Annotated in this window: 14 protein-coding genes and 1 pseudogene; 11 read left to right on the top strand and 4 right to left on the bottom strand. The window is 60.1% G+C overall.

The window, feature by feature from the left end; all coding sequences use genetic code 11:
• Positions 1–4: 4 nt before the first annotated feature.
• Both I5961_RS24850 and I5961_RS24845 read right to left on the bottom strand, forming a co-directional pair.
• Positions 5–1,408, bottom strand: coding sequence for a hypothetical protein (locus tag I5961_RS24850; protein ID WP_227233638.1), 1,404 nt, complete (start codon positions 1,406–1,408; stop codon positions 5–7).
• Between the two features lie 274 nt (positions 1,409–1,682).
• Positions 1,683–5,132: a calcium-binding protein gene (locus I5961_RS24845; protein WP_227233636.1), complete on the bottom strand. Its 3,450-nt coding sequence runs from the start codon at positions 5,130–5,132 to the stop codon at positions 1,683–1,685.
• 192 nt (positions 5,133–5,324) lie between these two features.
• On the opposite strand from I5961_RS24845, the gene I5961_RS24840 reads away from it, so the two are divergent.
• Positions 5,325–5,525 (top strand): hypothetical protein, encoded by a 201-nt coding sequence (locus I5961_RS24840; protein WP_085697617.1) that lies wholly within the window; start codon positions 5,325–5,327, stop codon positions 5,523–5,525.
• Positions 5,526–5,572: 47 nt separating this feature from the next.
• Complete coding sequence (locus tag I5961_RS24835; RefSeq protein ID WP_139834844.1) at positions 5,573–6,151, top strand: hypothetical protein; 579 nt, start codon at positions 5,573–5,575, stop codon at positions 6,149–6,151.
• Here the strand turns inward: I5961_RS24835 and I5961_RS24830 are convergent.
• Positions 6,148–7,464, bottom strand: coding sequence for a bifunctional DedA family/phosphatase PAP2 family protein (locus I5961_RS24830; RefSeq protein ID WP_085703107.1), 1,317 nt, complete (start codon positions 7,462–7,464; stop codon positions 6,148–6,150). The genes I5961_RS24835 and I5961_RS24830 overlap by 4 nt on opposite strands.
• Positions 7,465–7,519: 55 nt before the next feature.
• A pseudogene (locus tag I5961_RS24825) lies at positions 7,520–8,214 on the bottom strand (DNA-3-methyladenine glycosylase).
• 177 nt (positions 8,215–8,391) lie between these two features.
• On the opposite strand from I5961_RS24825, the gene I5961_RS24820 reads away from it, so the two are divergent.
• The 9 genes from I5961_RS24820 (at position 8,392) to I5961_RS24780 (ending at position 17,954) form a co-directional block, all read left to right on the top strand.
• A complete protein-coding gene (locus I5961_RS24820) occupies positions 8,392–9,663 on the top strand; it encodes a glutamate-5-semialdehyde dehydrogenase (RefSeq protein ID WP_227233634.1) in 1,272 nt (423 codons plus the stop codon).
• Positions 9,632–10,354: a nicotinate-nucleotide adenylyltransferase gene (gene nadD, locus I5961_RS24815; protein WP_227233632.1), complete on the top strand. Its 723-nt coding sequence runs from the start codon at positions 9,632–9,634 to the stop codon at positions 10,352–10,354. The genes I5961_RS24820 and nadD overlap by 32 nt, the downstream gene beginning before the upstream one ends.
• A 72-nt stretch (positions 10,355–10,426) precedes the next feature.
• Entirely contained in the window at positions 10,427–10,921 is a 495-nt protein-coding gene (gene rsfS / locus I5961_RS24810; protein ID WP_064382180.1) for a ribosome silencing factor, read from the top strand.
• A 9-nt stretch (positions 10,922–10,930) separates the two neighbouring features.
• The gene (rlmH, locus tag I5961_RS24805) at positions 10,931–11,398 is read left to right on the top strand and encodes a 23S rRNA (pseudouridine(1915)-N(3))-methyltransferase RlmH (protein ID WP_003185785.1); all 468 of its coding nucleotides are present in this window, start codon (positions 10,931–10,933) and stop codon (positions 11,396–11,398) included.
• 9 nt (positions 11,399–11,407) lie between these two features.
• Complete coding sequence (gene mrdA, locus I5961_RS24800) at positions 11,408–13,303, top strand: penicillin-binding protein 2 (RefSeq protein ID WP_085687946.1); 1,896 nt, start codon at positions 11,408–11,410, stop codon at positions 13,301–13,303.
• Between the two features lie 31 nt (positions 13,304–13,334).
• Positions 13,335–14,438 carry a rod shape-determining protein RodA gene (gene rodA / locus I5961_RS24795; RefSeq protein ID WP_085688090.1) on the top strand — a complete coding sequence of 368 codons (1,104 nt, stop codon included), beginning with the start codon at positions 13,335–13,337 and terminating at the stop codon, positions 14,436–14,438.
• A 17-nt stretch (positions 14,439–14,455) separates the two neighbouring features.
• Entirely contained in the window at positions 14,456–15,466 is a 1,011-nt protein-coding gene (gene mltB, locus I5961_RS24790) for a lytic murein transglycosylase B (protein WP_085687944.1), read from the top strand.
• Complete coding sequence (locus tag I5961_RS24785; protein WP_064382179.1) at positions 15,466–16,473, top strand: septal ring lytic transglycosylase RlpA family protein; 1,008 nt, start codon at positions 15,466–15,468, stop codon at positions 16,471–16,473. Before mltB ends, I5961_RS24785 begins: the two co-directional genes overlap by 1 nt.
• 323 nt (positions 16,474–16,796) lie before the next feature.
• On the top strand, positions 16,797–17,954 hold the full coding sequence (locus tag I5961_RS24780) for a D-alanyl-D-alanine carboxypeptidase family protein (protein WP_085697611.1): 1,158 nt from the start codon (positions 16,797–16,799) through the stop codon (positions 17,952–17,954).
• Positions 17,955–17,979 lie beyond the last annotated feature (25 nt).

Below are 17,979 nucleotides of genomic sequence, written 5' to 3'. Positions count from 1 at the left end.
CCGGTTATTCGGGCCAGACGATGTCGTTGGCGAACCACTCCTTGCCCTGATCCAGTATCAATATCGGTTTGCCTGCACGGGCAACCTTGTCGATCAGGGCGTCATACTCATGCCGGTTGAATGCCCCACTGTGGGTGCGCTCTTCAATGGAGTTGCCGAATTCTGCCTGCTCGCCAATGTCATCGACCTTCGCTGCCCGAGTGAACGTTGAATCGAGCAGCCACAGGCGCTGCGAATCGATACCCCGCTTCGAAGTCGATATCAGTGCTTCAAGTTCGTCATCGGGAAACCAGGTGCCTTTCCTCGTTGCTGCGTCATTGAGGAAGTGATTTTCTTCTCGCAGTACGACTTCCATCCTCCGAGTGTCGAGGATATAGGCAAAGACGAATTGCTGGTTGTGCCGGATTGTTGCGTAGTTCCGCTCGTCATCCAGATCCATATCCGAGACGTCGGACCATTCGTTGTCCGACTCACCCGATTCCACATCCGGCTCGCCAGGTTTTTTGCCGGGGTATTTGTTTCTCTGACTGTTGTAGCGCAGGTACTCCGGATCGGGAGATTCGGTTCCCCGGCCGGCGTATCCCTTGACCAGCTTGAGGCTGACCGTGGCGCTGATCGGTTTTTCCGTCGTTGCGCCACGAGGGTGCTTCAGACGGGGCAGCATCCGGCCATCGTTGTAGAACTCGAAGGGCGTACGCTCGTCAGCCCGGAACAGCGCAGGGATATCCGTGCGATACAGACTGTCATTGATGTTGCGTAAATAGCCCAGCTTGCCAAGGAATGCGTCGAGAAACTGGCGGCTGACACTTTCATCGAAATCGTACAGATCGTAAAGTGCGAGCTTGCCGTTTCTCAAGGGCAGGAGCAGCGGTTCGATTTCCCGATGGAGTTCGTCGAAGCGGGTCGGGTCATTGCTATCCAGAGATCGCAGCTTGTGACTTTCCGCCCAGGCGGGAACCTTTAGCGGATTGGCATTCAGGTCGTCGCGCAACCTTACGTGCTGCAGCGGTGAAAGATTATAGGTACGTAGCAGCATGACTCTTTCTCCGTGAGTCATCTGTGGATGCAGCCGCATGAAATGTCCATTCAGCAATTCAGCGGTGGCTGCCCTCCACTGTGCCGGCAGAGGTTCGGGAGAAGATTGTTTACGCGTTGCTCCCGGATCGCCGGCAGTGTCTGCCGCATGCGGTCGCGCCAGCGGACTGGACGGGCTCCAGGTCGATTCCCCGGCGTTTCTGTAGAGGGCCGGACCGGGCGCAAGCTTTTTGTACAGATCCATGGCCCGGTAAGTGTTCAGGTCCGTGTCGAACTCCACATACACCGTTCCGCTGTCTTTCACATCGACGAATTTACGGCCGACGATGTAGCGCAGGCCTTCTTCGTTGGCAGGCTGCATGTTACGCAGCATTGCCGGTTTCAACAGGTAACTGCTCAGTCCGCTCGCCGTTGCTCGCGAAAGGTCCGATAAATCCGAGATGTCGATCCGGGGTGGTTCGGGTATTGCCGGACCTGAAGGCGTGTTTGCCGGGTTGATGTTTCGTGAAACGGCCGGGTTGGACGATGAATGTGGCGGGTGCAATTCTGGTGCCGGCGTTCGCAATCGGGGCGCTTGAGTGTCCGGGTCCGAGGACGTGTTGACGCGTGGCGGAGTGGACGAGGAGGGTGATTTTGGTCGCATGGTGTCATTCCTTGACAATAATCAGATGCCCGATCGGAATCGAGCGCGATGGAGCTTCTTCTGTACTCCAGATGCGGGTTTCGGGGTTGTAGATAATCTTGCCGGGAGACGTGTCGAGCAGGCGAATGTTGCGGACCTTTACCTGAATGGTTTCAAGTTCGTCACGTTGGTGATGATCCTGAATATCCCGGGCAATCGCTTCAATCGACGGATAGCTCCGGGCGTCGACGGCATACAGACCAATCAGCTCGAACAAGGCATTGACGCGATAACAGTTGCCGGAAGAAATCATGACCTCGATGGTTTCAATTGGCAGTGTCGGATCGTTGCTGTCCGGCAGATGAAACTGAATGCTGCCGATCTTCAGCAGATTGTCCTTGATGACAAGGTCGCGTCGGTTGATCTGTTCCTGAAGATGTTGCGTGTGAATGTGCCAGGTGGAAGACCCCGTGACGCGGGCATCCGCTTGCGCTGTCGACAGGCGAATGGAGGTATGGCTGGCAGGCAACAACTCGTAGGTGGAGGAGCGTCCCTCCAGCCAGTACGTTGCGTTGTGCTCGGCATTCCTGAATTCGACCCGTTGCGCGGTTGTCTTCAGCTGGCGCTTTTCGACCGAGGGCCTGACGAAAATGTAGCGGCCCGCTCGTTCACGCAAGGAGGTCGGGCTTTGCACGCTGGTATAGCCAGGATGGCGGGCGTCATTGAAGTATGAGTTGTAGGGGTAGTCGAGCCGATAGGACGTGCTGTCACGCATGACCAGCGTCAGAGAATGGTTCAGTTGCCAGCCGGAGGCCATGATCCCGGCGCCTCTGTCGGTTTTGCGGCCGGGACTTTCTCTGACGGCTCCGTGCAGTGAAAGCATGCCGCCGCCCTGTTTGAACGTGAGGTCGAAGTGCATGTTTGTATAGGAAAGAAACGTGAAGGCTCCGTGCGTCGTTTTTGTAACCGTATAGATGGCGCGGACTTCGTTGATTTCAGTGCTGTCGTAGTCGACATACAACGTACTGTGGGCGGGTTTGTCATTCTGTGGCGCCATCAGAATGGTGTGTCGGCTCTGGCGGCTGACGAAGTAGTTCGAGAGCGGTTTGTCCGAAAGGCGATAAGGGCGATCGTTGACCTGTACCGGCGAGGCTTTGGCGGTGCCGGCGCTGAGGATGACGACGCTCAGGGGCAGATCGCCCGACTCCTCTATCATCTCTGGCCAGATCGGCTGCAGGTGGTAGCCGTCCTGAGTGATGAACACCCATTTGTCATTTTGCAACGCGCGTTTGCCGTCGAGGTTCCGGTAGACCGCCTCGCATGTCAGCTCACGCAGGGGCGTTCGGAAATCATCGGCGCGCAGTGATTCGATGACCATGCTTTCATCGCGGATGAACCAGCGCTGGATGGCTTCAAGAGTCACGCCCAGATAAACGTTGCTCGGTTCCTTGCCGTCTTCGCGTATGGATACCTTGAGACTGCTCGGGTCCAGATAGTAGACGTCGTTGCCGCTGCCTCCATCGACGACCGCACGCAGACCGCGCACGGAAACAAGGTCGTCCCCGGCGCCGGCTTCGATGTGATCATTGCCGTTGGCAGCGATGGTGTCGGCCTGATCGGAGCCCGTCACGCGATTGATCGCGCCGGCAAGGGTCTCGACTTTTTCGATGGAGCTGAGTGTCGAGTGCAGTACGGGTTCTTGCGCCGGGTTCATGGGCAGCAGGGACAGCGTGCCGTTTTTCAGGTCGACGTCATAGCCCTTGTGCCGTGGTGGCTCTGCTACATGGTCTTCGTGTCGGTGCTTGCCTTGAAGCCACAGCAGGTCGATGCCCTCACCACCCGACAATTCGCTGGCTCTGATCGGATCGCTTGAAAGATTTTCCGATGCCGACTGAAAAAGAAACGAGTCATTCTTGTCGCCGCCGCTCAGGGCTTTTCTGCCGGTGGAGTAACTGAAAAAGTTCGGCTTGTCCTTCACGCCCTGCACCGTGTCGTGACCACCGCCCAAACTCCAGAAAACACCTTTGTCAGGATGGATGACGCCCTTGGTGATGAGATTGTCAGCGACCGGCAGTCCTTTCCTTGCGTCGTAGGTGTCGTCGATTTCCTGAGTAACCGGCAGGTTCTCGATCTTGTAGGGCGCTTCGCCCTTGCTGGTGTCCCACTGGTAGCGATAGACGCGGGTGGGTTGCAGCTTGACTTCGTAGCGGCCATCGACGATGGCATCGACACTCTCCTTCAACTCATTGTCGAGCCAGCTGAGACTGCGTGTTTTCAGGGCTTTGGCGTAGTCGCTGGTGGTCTTGGCGATCAGGTAGCGATCCATCATCGCCTGATCCTGCTGCTGGCCGGTGAATGCGAACCAGCCGGCGCGCCAGCGCTCGTTCACGGTCAGTTCGATGTAGTCGTCGATGTCGTCGACCATCCTGGCGGCGCCATAGACTCTGGCGCCGACAATCATCAATGCGGCTGCGGCGATTCCCACCGGGCCGGCAGCCTGGAAGCCCATCAGTGCTGCGCAGCCAAGAGCGAGCGACAACGCGCCACTGAACACGCTCAACCCGCCGGCGACGTAAAGATCCTGTGCCTCCTTGCCTTTGGCCTTGGCGGCATCGTTGAACGACTTGATGGCGGTATAGATATCGAAGGGCAGTGTGATCGCGCTGGCGATCAGCCCCGCCCCGCGGCTGAGCCACTTGCCTGTGGAGGTCTTGGCGAATTTCTCGAATGTCTCATAGCCAAGGCGGATCATTTTTTCGCCGCTTTTGCCAAGTGCGTATTCGACTCCAAGGGAGAGAATTTCTGACACGCCGCCGCCGACATTGAGCCAAAACTCACCCATCTCTCCTTTTTTGACTGCCTCAAGGGCACCCATGTAAGCGCTGTACAGTCCGTAAGCCTGCATTCCGACGCCCATGCCGGTCATTCCGCGACTTTTGCCTTTGTCGATCCAGGTCGGCAGGTTTTCCGTCAACGGGCTTCGGCGGATGTCCAGGCGCTGGGTGGCGGTCAGCAATCGATTGATCCGGTTCATCGGATCTGCTGCATCGCCCGCTGGCATTTCGCGCATCAGCGGTGGGGCATCGGGTGAGCGCTGCGTGACGATTTCATAGAGCAGCTCCGGTACGTGCTGGCGCTCCTGGCTGTCGACCGATCTGATTCGCTGCTCAACCCGTAACGGGTCAAAAGCCAGTCCGTCGGTAAAGGACTGGTCAGGCGCGGGGAAGTAGGTGTTGGCCGCGCTGATGGCGTGGCCGTTGATCTGCGCTCCCAAGGACGCCAGTGTCTGGCGACTGGCCGTTATTTCACCAAAACGCAGTGGTCCGAACAGCTGGTCCACGTCTCGCAGGGTGGGGGATTTTCCCGATGTTTTGAGTGAGGCTTCGGGAGATGAAAGAGAAGTATCAGTAATGTCGGAAATTGTAAGTTGGGCTGTAAGAATAGTTTCCGTGCTGGATATGAAAGGTTTGGCCAAGATCAATGCTCTTCAGTGAAATGTCAGAAAGAATCTGACATGAAGTGCAGTGTTGTTCAGTTGTTAATGTTTTGCGGATTGTGTTGTTGTTTTTTGTATTGTGTTGAAAGTGGCTGCAGGTTGTTTGTCAGTCGCTATTCATCTAGTTTTTGATTTTTCCGCCAGGGCGGGTAGATCGCAAAGGAGAGCGAAATGACAATTTACGAAGATGAGTGGGCCTTCTGGGACGATATCGCCGGAAAGTATATTTTCAAGCACGCTGGTGTTGATCAGAACACCGATACCATCATCAGGAATGCAGGTTATTACGCGGATTCGATGATCCTTGAGCGGCGCAAGCGCAAGCGTGTCAAAAGTGTGTTGAGTGCCACTATGTCTACCGCAGTCAAATGACTTGCTGACGTTATTTGATTTACTTTTTATGGTGAGAGAGTTGCTATATGTCTGATTCGGAAAGTATCAAGTTTACGGGGCATCTTTTTTCGGGTGGTCTTCCTCTGGTTATTAATTATCAGGTGATGGAAAGTCGTTTGAAGTATTCGCGAATTACCACGGGGCAGCGACTGGAAGCAGAAATTTCTCTGGGTGATGAAGTTGCATCACGCATTGTGACACTCGCGGACCATGATGATGCCGAACCGCTATTGTTCGAGTTTGTACCGGAATCTCGGGGGCGCTACTCCCTCAACGTCAAGACGGCCGGTCGTTATTTCGATTGGCGGGTACGCCTGGACCAGAAAAACCGGCATCTTGTTCTGGACAAGGATGTCGGCAGTTACTTCGAAGTGGAGACCTATGCGGGAAAGTTGAAAGACCTTGGTGACTTTCCTTCCAATCCTGTTTCTGTGGCGTTGTTCAGTGTCGAGAAACAGAAAAGACTTTTTCAACATGCAACGAAGCAAGGTCTGCGGTACTTCCTCGATCAGAATCCGAACGACACCGGCCACAATGCGTATGACGCCGAAAACGTGTCGTTCATCCTGAGGATCAACCCTTCGCCGGTTTCTTCTGCTGCCTAGTACGAATAGCGCAGCAATGTATGCGGCAAGTGTCGCAGCACGAAGAAACCGAACAGGGCGACCAGCGCCGGCAGCACCAGCCACCAGACTTTTTGTGGCATGGCGCCGAGCGGCGTTTGCCGTTGACTGAGCCAGAGCCCGGCGGCGCATACGCAGGCTGCGAGCATGGCGCCGGCCAGCACATCCGTCGGCCAGTGGGCGCCCAGATACACCCGCGACAGGGCAATCGCCAGTGCCGGAATGCAGCCGATCAGCAGCCAGGTCAGTCGCAGCCTTGGCGGTTGCCCGCGTCCGGCGAGTACGGCCAGGGCCAGGAACAGCGCGAACGAGCCGGACGCATGGCCGCTGGGCATGCTGTAGCTGGTAAGCGGATCGGTCAGTACTTCCGGGCGTACCCGGGCGAAAAACAGTTTGGTTCCGGTGTTGGCCAGGGCCGTGACGAGCAGGGTGCCGCCCACGAAAATGGCATGGCGCCACTGACGGCACAGCAACAGCAGCGCAGTCAGCAGGGCGCTGAACAGCAACATGTTGCGGAATTCACCGATCAGGGTGAACACCACCGCCACTTCATCCAGCGCCGGGCGGCGATGTTCCTGCACCAGGGTCATGACGCCCTGATCGAGGGCGCTCAGATACGGGTAGCCGATGAACAGGCCGATCAGGATCAGCAGGCTCATGCTGCTGATCCAGATCGTCGCCCGGCGATGACGGCGCAGGCTGCTGTTGGCGCTCAGGCCGACCATGACGGCGATGCTGCCGGCGACGATCCCGGCCTGTAGCCAGAAACCTTCCGGCAAGGGCAGGCGAATCGCCGCCCCGGTGGCCCAGCCCGGCAACAGGTACGCGAGGCTCCAGCCTGCTGCTGCCAGCAGACTGACGGCGGCGAAGCGTGGGAAGGGCATGTCGCACATGCCGGCGACCATCGGCAACATCGGGCGTAACGGGCCGATGAAGCGCCCGACCAACAGGCTGGCGATGCCGTAGCGCTGGAAATAGGTTTCCGCGCCGGCCATCCATTCCGGGTGATGGCGCAGGCCCGGCAGACGCCGGATGTTCTGGTGGAAGTGACGGCCGAGGAAATACGAAATCACGTCGCCGAGAATCCCGCCGAGAAAGCCCAGCAACAGGGTCTCGCTCAACGACAGTGCACCGCTGCCGGCCAGCACTGCCACGGCGAACAGCAGCACTGTGCCGGGCACGATCAGTCCGGCAATCGCCAGACATTCCACAAACGCCACAATGAGCACCGCGGCCGCCAGCCATTGTGGGTTGGCGGCCAGCCATCCGGTCACGCTATCGAGCCATGGGCCCATACAAACCACTCCATTTCATTGATGTCCCTGGCCGGCGTGCCGCAGGGGTGTGCAATCACAGCAGAAAATAATCGCGACCTTCGACCTGACCCGACGCAGCGGGTTCCGCGTGCACCACTGGGCATAGGCAGCATCGACGAAGCGATACATCAAGTGCTCGTCACGGCCATGGGGAATGCCCAGGCGGGTGGTCTGAATCACATGAGTGGGCGCAGGGCCGGTGTTTTCCACCAGCAGGATTTCGTGGTCGAAGCGCTTGGCATCCCACACCGGCACTTTCAGCCCCAGCGCCTTGCACAGCAGCGTCTGCCCGGCACACAGTTTCTGCGAGGGGCGCGGGCGACCCTGAGCATCGGGGTTGTTCAGCAGCATCTGCGCCAGACTGGCCGGGCCGCTGATCTCGTCGACCCACGGATAGGCCGATTTGATCAGCACCGCATTGCCCGGACCCTGCGCACTGAAGTTCAGTGAGTCGCCGCCACGGGCGTAGTACATATAGATGTGGCCGCCATCCAGAAACAAAGCCTTACGCTTTTCCGTGTAGCCGAGGGACGCATGGCTGCCTTTTTCCTCGCAGTAATACGCTTCGGTTTCGATGATTCGGGCGCTCAGCCACAAATCGCCAACGCGGTGGCGGATGACTTTGCCGAGCAGATCACGGGCCAGCGTCTGGGCGTCACGGTCGAAAAAGGCATCCGCAAGGCCGACAGGCTGGCGCGCGGAGGTGGCGCGAACGGTCAGGTTGGACATGGCAAACAGGGTTTATCCAGGCGGAGGAGGCCGTGATGATAACAATTCGCGGCTTAATCTCTGCTGAACGTTGGCAAATCGCCGTCCATTTCGACCATCCGCCCGTCACCGCTGTTAGTCCCGGGACGCGACAGCTATAATCTGCCGCTTTCCTCTTTGCCAAGACCCCAGCAGACCATGACTGAGTCCGTTCTTGACTACATGACCCGATTGGGTCGCGCCGCCCGCGAAGCTTCCCGCGTCATCGGCCGTGCCAGCACCGCGCAGAAAAACCGCGCTTTGCTGGCTGCCGCCAATGCCCTGGACGCCGCCCGCGCCGAGCTTGCGGCAGCCAATGAGCAGGACCTGGCCGCCGGTCGCGCCAACGGTCTGGAGCCGGCACTGCTGGAGCGTCTGGAGCTCACCCCGGCGCGCATCGACGGCATGATCGTCGGCCTGCGTCAGGTTGCAGCGCTGCCGGATCCGGTCGGGGCGATCCGTGACATGAGCTTCCGTCCGTCGGGCATTCAGGTCGGCAAGATGCGCGTGCCGCTGGGCGTGATCGGGATCATCTACGAATCCCGTCCCAACGTGACCATCGATGCTGCGAGCCTGTGCCTGAAGTCCGGCAACGCGACCATCCTGCGCGGCGGTTCCGAGGCGATTCATTCCAACCGCGCGATTGCCGCCTGCATCCAGCGCGGTCTGGCCGAAGCCGAGCTGCCGGCCGCCGTGGTGCAAGTGGTGGAAACCACCGACCGCGCTGCCGTTGGCGCGCTGATCACCATGCCGGAGTACGTCGATGTGATCGTACCGCGCGGTGGCCGTGGCCTGATCGAACGCATCAGCCGCGACGCCCGGGTGCCGGTGATCAAGCACCTGGACGGTATCTGCCACGTCTATGTCAGCGAACACGCCGACCTGCCGAAAGCCCAGCGCATCGCCTTCAATGCCAAGACCTACCGCTATGGCATCTGCGGTGCGATGGAGACCTTGCTGGTCGATCAAAGTGTTGCGAAGGATTTCTTGCCGCCGATGGCGAAGCAGTTCCGCGAAAAGGGCGTCGAACTGCGCGGTTGCGAGCGTACCCGGGCGATCATCGAAGCCGTGGCGGCGACCGAAGAAGACTGGAGCACCGAGTACCTGGCGCCAATTCTGTCGATCCGTGTGGTGGACGGCCTGGATCAGGCCATCGAACACATCAACCATTTCGGCTCCCACCATACCGACTCGATCGTCAGCGAAAACCTCGCCGACACCCGGCAGTTCGTGGCTGAAGTCGACTCGGCATCGGTGATGATCAACACCCCGACCTGCTTCGCCGACGGATTCGAATACGGATTGGGTGCCGAGATCGGCATTTCTACTGATAAGCTGCACGCCCGTGGCCCGGTGGGCCTGGAAGGACTGACCTGCGAGAAGTACATCGTGGTCGGTGATGGTCAGTTGCGCGGCCAGGCGACGGTCTGACTTGTCCGACCTCGATCTGAAAGCGCCGAAAACCGGCAAGAAATCCCGTCCCCGGCGCATTGGCGTACTGGGCGGGACGTTCGATCCGGTGCACGTCGGCCATTTGCGTGGCGCGCTGGAAGTCGCCGAAGCGCTGGGGCTCGATGAGCTGCGCATGATGCCCAGCGCCCGGCCGCCGCACCGCGATACGCCGCAAGTGTCGGCGCAGGACCGGCTGGCAATGGTTGAATGTGCGGTAGCCGGTGTGCCGCCGCTGGTGGTGGACGCCCGCGAATTGCAGCGGGACAAACCGTCCTGGACCATCGATACCCTGGAGTCGCTGCGCGCCGAAATGGCCGACGAGACCCAGGTTTTTCTGCTTCTGGGCTGGGACGCATTTTGCGGCCTGCCCACTTGGCACCGCTGGGAAGAGTTGCTCCAGCATTGCCACATCCTGGTGCTACAGCGCCCGGACGCCGACAGCGAACCGCCGGATGCCTTGCGCAACCTGCTGGCAGCGCGTTCGGTGAGCGACCCGCTGGCCCTGAAGGGGCCGAGCGGACAGATTGCATTCGTCTGGCAGACACCGCTCGCGGTTTCCGCCACCCAGATCCGTCAACTGCTGGCCAGCGGTAAGTCGGTACGTTTCCTGGTGCCCGACGCGGTCCTGGCCTACATCGATGCGCACGGTCTGTACCGTGCGTCGAACTGAACAAGGCGTGCTTCACTGATACGAATCCACGTGTCGCCAAGCCGCCGAATATATGAGCAAAACGAGTTTTATATGACTGACAAAGACCAAACCAAAGTAAAGCGCAAAGGCACATTCAAGAGCGCCCCGCTGCCAGAGCCGGTCAACACCAACGAACCACTTAAGGGCGACGAGCTGGTCAAGGTGGCCGTTGCAGCCCTGGAAGACGTCAAGGCCCAGGACATCCAGATCATCGATGTGCGCGACAAGCAGAGCATCACTGACTACATGATCATCGCCACCGGTACTTCCAACCGTCAGATCAACGCGATGCTGGACAAGGTTCGCGAAGAGGTCAAAAAGCAGGGTGCCAGGCCGCTGGGCGAAGAAGGCAAGGGCGACAGCGACTGGGTGCTGCTGGACCTGGACCTGGTGATCGTGCACATGATGACCGCCTCGGCTCGTCAGTTCTACGACCTGGAGCGCCTGTGGGCCGGTGCCGAGCAAAGCCGTGCGGCGGACGCCAAGCACCACAGCCCGGAAAACACCCACGAGCATTTCACCAAGCTCAACAAAGACCAGCTGTAAGGGATTGCTGTGCGACTGCGCCTGATCGCCGTCGGTTCACGCATGCCCAAGTGGGTGGAAGAAGGCTGGCATGAATATGCCAAGCGTCTTCCGTCCGAGCTGGCGCTGGAACTGGTGGAAATTCCGCTCAATACCCGTGGCAAGAACGCCGACGTGGCCCGCTTCATCCGTCAGGAAGGCGAAGCCATGCTGGCCAAGGTCGGGCCGAACGAGCGGATTGTCACCCTCGAAGTTCATGGCAAGCCGTGGAGCACCGAGCAATTGGCGGTCGAACTCGATCGCTGGCGCCTGGACTCGCGCACGGTCAACTTCATGGTCGGTGGCCCGGAAGGGCTGGCGCCGGAAGTCTGTGCCCGCGCGGATCAGCGCTGGTCGTTGTCGCCGCTGACGCTGCCGCACCCGCTGGTGCGCATCCTCATCGGCGAGCAGTTGTATCGTGCCTGGACCGTGCTGTCCGGCCACCCTTACCACAAGTAATCCGCCCTCATGTCTCAGCCGATCCGCATCAAGGACCACGAAAAAGACGCCCGTCTGGTGCGTGGTCGCGTCGTGTTCGGCGCAATTGCGGTGGTGGCGCTGATCTGCGTGCTGATTGCGCGGCTGTATTACCTGCAGGTGATTCAGTACGACTATCACTCGACGCTGTCGGAAAACAATCGGGTTCACGTTCAGCCGATCCCGCCGACCCGTGGCCTGATTTTCGACCGCAACGGCGTGGTGGTGGCGGACAACCGTCCGAGCTTCAGCCTGAGCATGACCCGCGAGCGTTCCGGCGACTGGCAGCAGGTGCTCGACGTGATCGTCGAGGTACTGGAGCTGACGCCGGAAGACCGGGTGATTTTCGAAAAGCGCATGCGCCAGGGCCGCCGGCCGTTCGAGCCGGTGCCGATCCTGTTCGAGCTGACCGAAGAGCAGATCGCCCGGATCGCAGTGAATCAGTTCCGCCTGCCGGGCGTCGAAGTGGTCGCGCAACTGGTGCGTCACTACCCGCAGGGCGCGCATTTTGCGCACTCGGTGGGTTATATGGGGCGGATCAACGAGAAAGAGCTGAAGACCCTCGATCCGGTCAATTACAGCGGCACCCACCACATCGGCAAGACCGGCATCGAGCGCTTCTACGAAGCCGAGCTGCACGGTCAGGTGGGCTACGAAGAGGTCGAGACCAACGCCCGTGGCCGGGTCCTGCGTGTGCTCAAGCGTACCGATCCGGTGCCGGGCAAGGACATTGTCCTGAGCCTCGACATCAAATTGCAGGAAGCCGCCGAGGCCGCGCTGGGCGGTCGACGTGGTGCGGTGGTGGCACTCGATCCGAAAACCGGCGAAGTGCTGGCGATGGTCAGTCAACCGAGTTTCGACCCGAACCTGTTCGTCACCGGCATCAGTTTCAAGGCTTACGCCGAGCTGCGCGATTCGATTGACCGGCCGCTGTTCAACCGCGTGCTGCGCGGTCTTTACCCGCCGGGCTCGACGATCAAACCGGCAGTGGCGATTGCCGGTCTCGACGCGGGCGTGGTGACGGCGTCGAGCCGGGTGTTCGACCCCGGTTATTACATGCTGCCCAACTACGACCACAAGTACCGCAACTGGAACCGTACCGGGGACGGCTTCGTCGACCTCGACACGGCGATCATGCGGTCCAACGACACCTACTTCTATGATCTGGCGCACAAGCTGGGCATCGACCGGTTGTCGGCCTACATGAACAAGTTCGGGATCGGCCAGAAGGTCTCGCTGGACATGTTCGAAGAATCCCCCGGCCTGATGCCGTCCCGCGAGTGGAAGCGCGCGACCCGGCGTCAGGCGTGGTTCCCCGGCGAAACCCTGATTCTCGGGATCGGCCAGGGCTACATGCAATCGACCCCGCTGCAACTGGCCCAGGCCACGGCGCTGGTGGCCAACAAGGGCGTATGGAATCGCCCGCATCTGGCCAAGACCATCGAAGGCGAGAAGCCGAAGGATGAAAATCCGATGCCGGACATCATCCTGCGCGACCCGTCGGACTGGAACAAGGTCAACCACGGCATGCAGCAGGTAATGCACGGTGCCCGAGGCACCGCGCGCAAGGCCTCGATCGGCGCGCAATACCGGATCGCCGGCAAGTCGGGTACGGCCCAGGTCGTGGCGATCAAGCAGGGTGAGAAATACGACCGCTCCAAGGTCCAGGAGCGCCACCGCGACCACGCCCTGTTCGTCGGTTTCGCGCCGGCGGATGACCCGAAAATCGTGGTGTCGGTGATGGTCGAGAACGGTGAGTCCGGTTCCGGCGTCGCGGCACCGGTGGTGCGGCAGGTCATGGATGCCTGGCTGCTGGATCAGGACGGCCGGTTGAAAGCCGAATACGCCAGCCCTATCAGTGCGGAGGCTACGGCCCGTGATGAATAATTTCGATCGCATGCTCTCCAGCGAGGATGTGATGCGTCGCCGGGCGACGCTGTTGCAACGTTTGCATATCGACGGCCCGTTGCTGGTGCTGTTGTTGATCCTGGCGGCCGGGAGCCTGTTCGTGCTGTATTCGGCCAGTGGCAAGAGCTGGGATCTGCTGGCCAAACAGGCCACGTCGTTCGGCATCGGTCTGGTGTCGATGATCATCATTGCCCAGTTCGAGCCGCGGTTCATGGCACGCTGGGTGCCGCTCGGCTATGTGATCGGGGTGGTGCTGTTGCTGGTGGTGGACATCATGGGTCACAACGCCATGGGCGCGACCCGATGGATCAACATCCCCGGGGTGATCCGCTTCCAGCCCTCGGAATTCATGAAGATCCTGATGCCGGCAACGATCGCCTGGTACCTGTCCAAGCGCACGCTGCCGCCGCAGCTCAAGCATGTCGGCATCAGCCTGTTGCTGATCGGTGTGCCGTTCGCCCTGATCGTGCGTCAGCCGGACCTCGGCACTTCGCTGCTGATTCTGGCCGGCGGCGCCTTCGTACTTTTCATGGGCGGGTTGCGCTGGCGCTGGATTCTCAGTGTATTGGCGGCGGCGATTCCGGTGTCGGTCGCGATGTGGTTCTTCATCATGCACGACTACCAGAAGCAACGGATCCTGACGTTCCTCGACCCGGAAAGCGATCCGCTGGGCACCGGCTGGAACATCATCCAGTCGAAAGCCGCCATCGGTTCCGGCGGTGTATTCGGCAAGGGCTGGCTGTTGGGCACCCAGTCGCACCTGGACTTCCTGCCGGAAAGCCACACCGACTTCATCATCGCCGTGCTCGGTGAAGAGTTCGGGCTGGTGGGTATCTGCGCACTGTTGCTGATCTATCTGTTGCTGATCGGTCGTGGCCTGGTGATTACCGCCCAGGCGCAGACGCTGTTCGGCAAATTGCTGGCCGGCGCTTTGACCATGACGTTTTTTGTTTACGTTTTCGTCAACATCGGTATGGTCAGTGGCCTGTTGCCGGTGGTGGGGGTGCCGTTGCCGTTCATTAGCTACGGCGGAACTTCGCTGGTGACGCTGCTGTCAGCGTTTGGGGTTTTGATGTCGATCCATACCCATCGCAAGTGGATCGCACAGGTTTGAATAAGGTGAAGAGTTCAATGCAAGTAATGCGTGACTGGGCGACACGATACGCACCGTGGCTCGGCCTGGTAGGCATCCTTGGCAGCGCGCAGGAAGCGTTGGCCGGCGATTACGAAGGCTCGCCCCAGGTGGCCGAATTCGTCGGTGAAATGACCCGCGACTACGGTTTCGCCGGCGAACAGCTGATGGCCGTGTTCCGCGAAGCCCAACGCAAGCAGGCGATTCTCGACGCCATTTCCAAACCCGCAGAGCGGGTCAAACAGTGGAAAGAATACCGGCCGATGTTCATCACCGACGCGCGCATTGCCCGCGGTGTGGACTTCTGGCGTCAGCACGAGGCCGCCCTGGCCCGCGCCGAGCAGGAATACGGCGTTCCGGCCCAGGTAATTGTGTCGATCATCGGCGTTGAGACCTTTTTCGGACGTAATACCGGCAATTACCGGGTGATCGATGCCTTGTCCACGCTGGGTTTCGACTATCCTCCCCGTGCCGAATTTTTCCGCAAGGAGCTGCGTGAGTTCCTGCTGCTGGCACGCGAAGAGCAGGTCGACCCGCTGACCCTCAAGGGGTCCTACGCCGGGGCGATGGGTTTGCCGCAGTTCATGCCGAGCAGTTTCCGCGCCTACGCGGTGGATTTCGACGGCGACGGCCACATCAATATCTGGAACAACCCGGATGACGCGATCGGCAGCGTCGCCAGCTATTTCAAGCGTCACGGCTGGGTCGCCGGCGAGCCGGTGGTCAGTCGCGCGGATGTGCGCGGCGAGCAGGTGGATGAAGGCCTGACCACCGGCATCGAGCCGACGAAAACCGTCGGGGAGTTGCGAGCGCTGGGCTGGTCGAGTCATGATGCGCTGCGCGATGACATGCCGGTCACCGCGTTCCGCCTGGAAGGCGACAACGGTCCGGAATACTGGATGGGCCTGAAGAATTTCTACGCGATCACGCGTTATAACCGCAGCGTGATGTACGCCATGGCCGTACATCAACTGTCTGAACAGCTGGTACAAGCACGGGGCGTCAAGTAATGCGGGCATTGCCTATCAATAAACCCCTGAAACTGGTGGCCTTCGCTGCGTTGGCGGTGTTGGTCGCCAGTTGTTCGACCAGCCGTTCGCCGAGCCAGAAGCCGACCACCGCCGTGCGTTCGCAGCCGGGCCTGGACATCAACCGGGCCCACAAGGACGGCGCGCCGTGGTGGGACGTCGATGTGTCGCGCATCCCGGACGCCACGCCGACCCTGCACACCGGACCGTACAAGGCCAACCCTTACACCGTGCTGGGCAAAACCTACTTCCCGTTGCAGGAATCCAAGACTTACGTGGCCTCCGGCACCGCGTCCTGGTACGGGACCAAGTTCCATGGTCAGAACACCGCCAACGGCGAGGTCTACGATCTGTACGGCATGAGCGCCGCCCACAAGACACTACCGCTGCCGAGTTACGTTCGGGTGACCAACCTGGACAACAACAGGAGCGTGATCCTGCGGGTCAATGACCGTGGGCCGTTCTATTCGGACCGGATCATCGACCTGTCCTACGCCGCCGCCAAGAAGCTCGGTTATGCCGAAATCGGCACCGCGCGGGTCAAGGTCGAAGGCATCGACCCGCAGCAGTGGTGGGCCGCGAAGGGCCGTCCGGCGCCCTTGATGCTCAACGAGCCGCAAGTCGCGCAGAATAGCGCCCCGGTGATCACGGCTTCGGCGGGCACCGTCGAACAATGGACCCCGCCGCCGCAGCAGCACGCCGCGGCCGTCGTGCCAGTTCAGCTCGATGCAAAAAAAAACGCTTCTGCACCAGCGTCTGGCCAGTATCTGCAGGTGGGCGCGTTCGCCAACCCGGACGCTGCAGAACTCCTGAGGTCGAAGCTCAGCGGGATGGTGAGCGCTCCGGTGTTCATCAGCTCGATCGTGCGCAATCAGCAGACCCTGCACCGGGTTCGCCTGGGACCGATCGGTTCGCCGGGTGAAATTGCCCAGGTACAGAACAGCGTGCGCCTGGCCAACCTGGGTTCGCCAAGTGTGGTCACCGAGTAAACGTAGGACTTGATTGACGGTTCACCAGCGATTGGGGGGTGAACCAGGTTGTTGGCTCGTCGAAGAACAAAAGCCCGGCAAGGGTGACTGGAGTGAGCAACTGAACACGCGATGCTCGCAGGGTTTGCTCGAAAGCTCGCCGAGCGGCGATCAGGCAAGGCAAAAACAGGTGAGGAGGCGGAGTGTAGGGGACCTACATGAGCATTCCGAATCTGTTTTTAACGCAGCATGATCGTCGCGCAGGCAGGTTTCGGGCAAAGCCTGAAAGACATCTGATTAAATTCTGCCCTTGGGCAGTTTCCATTAGCGATTTCGAGAGACGGATGAACATCACCACCTTTGCCAAACGCCTGTGTCTGCTAGTCCCGCTGCTCCTCTCGCCTGCCGCGTTCGCGGCCGAGATGATGCCGTCGCCACCACAACTGGCCGCCAAATCCTACGTGCTCATGGATGCCAACAGCGGCAACGTGCTGGTGGAGAACAACGGTGACCAGCGTCTGCCACCGGCCAGCCTGACCAAACTGATGACCGCGTACATTGCCACGCTGGAAATCCGTCGCGGCCAGATCGGTGAAAACGACCCGGTGACCGTCAGCGAAAACGCCTGGCGCACCGGCGGTTCGCGGATGTTCATCAAGGTCGGCTCGCAGGTCACGGTCAGCGACCTGCTGCACGGCATCATCATTCAGTCCGGCAACGACGCCAGCGTCGCGGTGGCTGAACACATCGCCGGCAGCGAAGACGCCTTCGCCGACCTGATGAACAAGACCGTCGCCGATCTGGGCATGACCAATACCCACTTCATGAACCCGACCGGTCTGCCGAACCCTGAGCACTATTCGTCGGCTCACGACATGGCGATCCTGGCTCGCGCGATCATCCACGAAGACCCGGCTCACTACGCGATCTACTCGCAGAAAGAGTTCTTCTGGAACGGCATCAAACAGCCTAACCGCAACCTGCTGCTGTGGCGCGACAAGACCGTCGACGGTCTGAAAACCGGCCACACCGAAGAAGCCGGCTACTGCATGGTGTCCTCGGCCGTACGCGACGGCATGCGCCTGATCGCCGTAGTGTTCGGCACCAACAGCGAAGCGGCCCGTGCCGCCGAGACCCAGAAGCTGCTGACCTACGGTTTCCGCTTCTTCGAAACCCAGACCTTCTACCAGAAGGGCACCGAACTGGCTCAGGCTCCGGTGTGGAAAGGCACCACCAGCCAAGTCAAGGCCGGCCTGGCTGAAGACCTGACCATGACCCTGCCGAAAGGCCAGCTGAAGAAGCTTGCTGCCAGCATGACCATGAACCCGCAACTGACCGCGCCAATCGCCAAGGGCGACGTGATCGGTAAAGTCGAAGTGAAACTGGACGACAAGGTGGTGCACAGCGCCGACCTGATCGCTCTGGACGCTGTCGAGGAGGGTGGTATCTTCCGCCGCATGTGGGATAGCATCCGTCTATTCTTCTACGGCTTGTTCAACTGATTTGAGTTGACCTGCATGGCCCCGT

Source organism: Pseudomonas sp. IAC-BECa141 (assembly GCF_020544405.1).
Taxonomy (GTDB): Bacteria; Pseudomonadota; Gammaproteobacteria; order Pseudomonadales; family Pseudomonadaceae; genus Aquipseudomonas.
The sequence above is the reverse complement of the archived record's forward strand: the minus strand, read 5'-3'. Positions and strand labels throughout refer to the sequence as shown.

What these genes read in the sequence shown, in the direction of transcription:
- mltB (WP_085687944.1), top strand. Translation starts at nt 14,456, where the DNA reads ATGCAAGTAATGCGTGACTGGGCGACACGATACGCACCGTGGCTCGGC.
- I5961_RS24850 (WP_227233638.1), bottom strand. Translation starts at nt 1,408, where the DNA reads ATGCTGCGTAACATGCAGCCTGCCAACGAAGAAGGCCTGCGCTACATC.
- I5961_RS24835 (WP_139834844.1), top strand. Translation starts at nt 5,573, where the DNA reads ATGTCTGATTCGGAAAGTATCAAGTTTACGGGGCATCTTTTTTCGGGT.
- nadD (WP_227233632.1), top strand. Translation starts at nt 9,632, where the DNA reads ATGGTCAGTTGCGCGGCCAGGCGACGGTCTGACTTGTCCGACCTCGAT.
- I5961_RS24780 (WP_085697611.1), top strand. Translation starts at nt 16,797, where the DNA reads ATGAACATCACCACCTTTGCCAAACGCCTGTGTCTGCTAGTCCCGCTG.
- rsfS (WP_064382180.1), top strand. Translation starts at nt 10,427, where the DNA reads ATGACTGACAAAGACCAAACCAAAGTAAAGCGCAAAGGCACATTCAAG.
- rodA (WP_085688090.1), top strand. Translation starts at nt 13,335, where the DNA reads ATGCGTCGCCGGGCGACGCTGTTGCAACGTTTGCATATCGACGGCCCG.
- I5961_RS24840 (WP_085697617.1), top strand. Translation starts at nt 5,325, where the DNA reads ATGACAATTTACGAAGATGAGTGGGCCTTCTGGGACGATATCGCCGGA.
- I5961_RS24785 (WP_064382179.1), top strand. Translation starts at nt 15,466, where the DNA reads ATGCGGGCATTGCCTATCAATAAACCCCTGAAACTGGTGGCCTTCGCT.
- I5961_RS24820 (WP_227233634.1), top strand. Translation starts at nt 8,392, where the DNA reads ATGACTGAGTCCGTTCTTGACTACATGACCCGATTGGGTCGCGCCGCC.
- mrdA (WP_085687946.1), top strand. Translation starts at nt 11,408, where the DNA reads ATGTCTCAGCCGATCCGCATCAAGGACCACGAAAAAGACGCCCGTCTG.
- I5961_RS24830 (WP_085703107.1), bottom strand. Translation starts at nt 7,464, where the DNA reads ATGGGCCCATGGCTCGATAGCGTGACCGGATGGCTGGCCGCCAACCCA.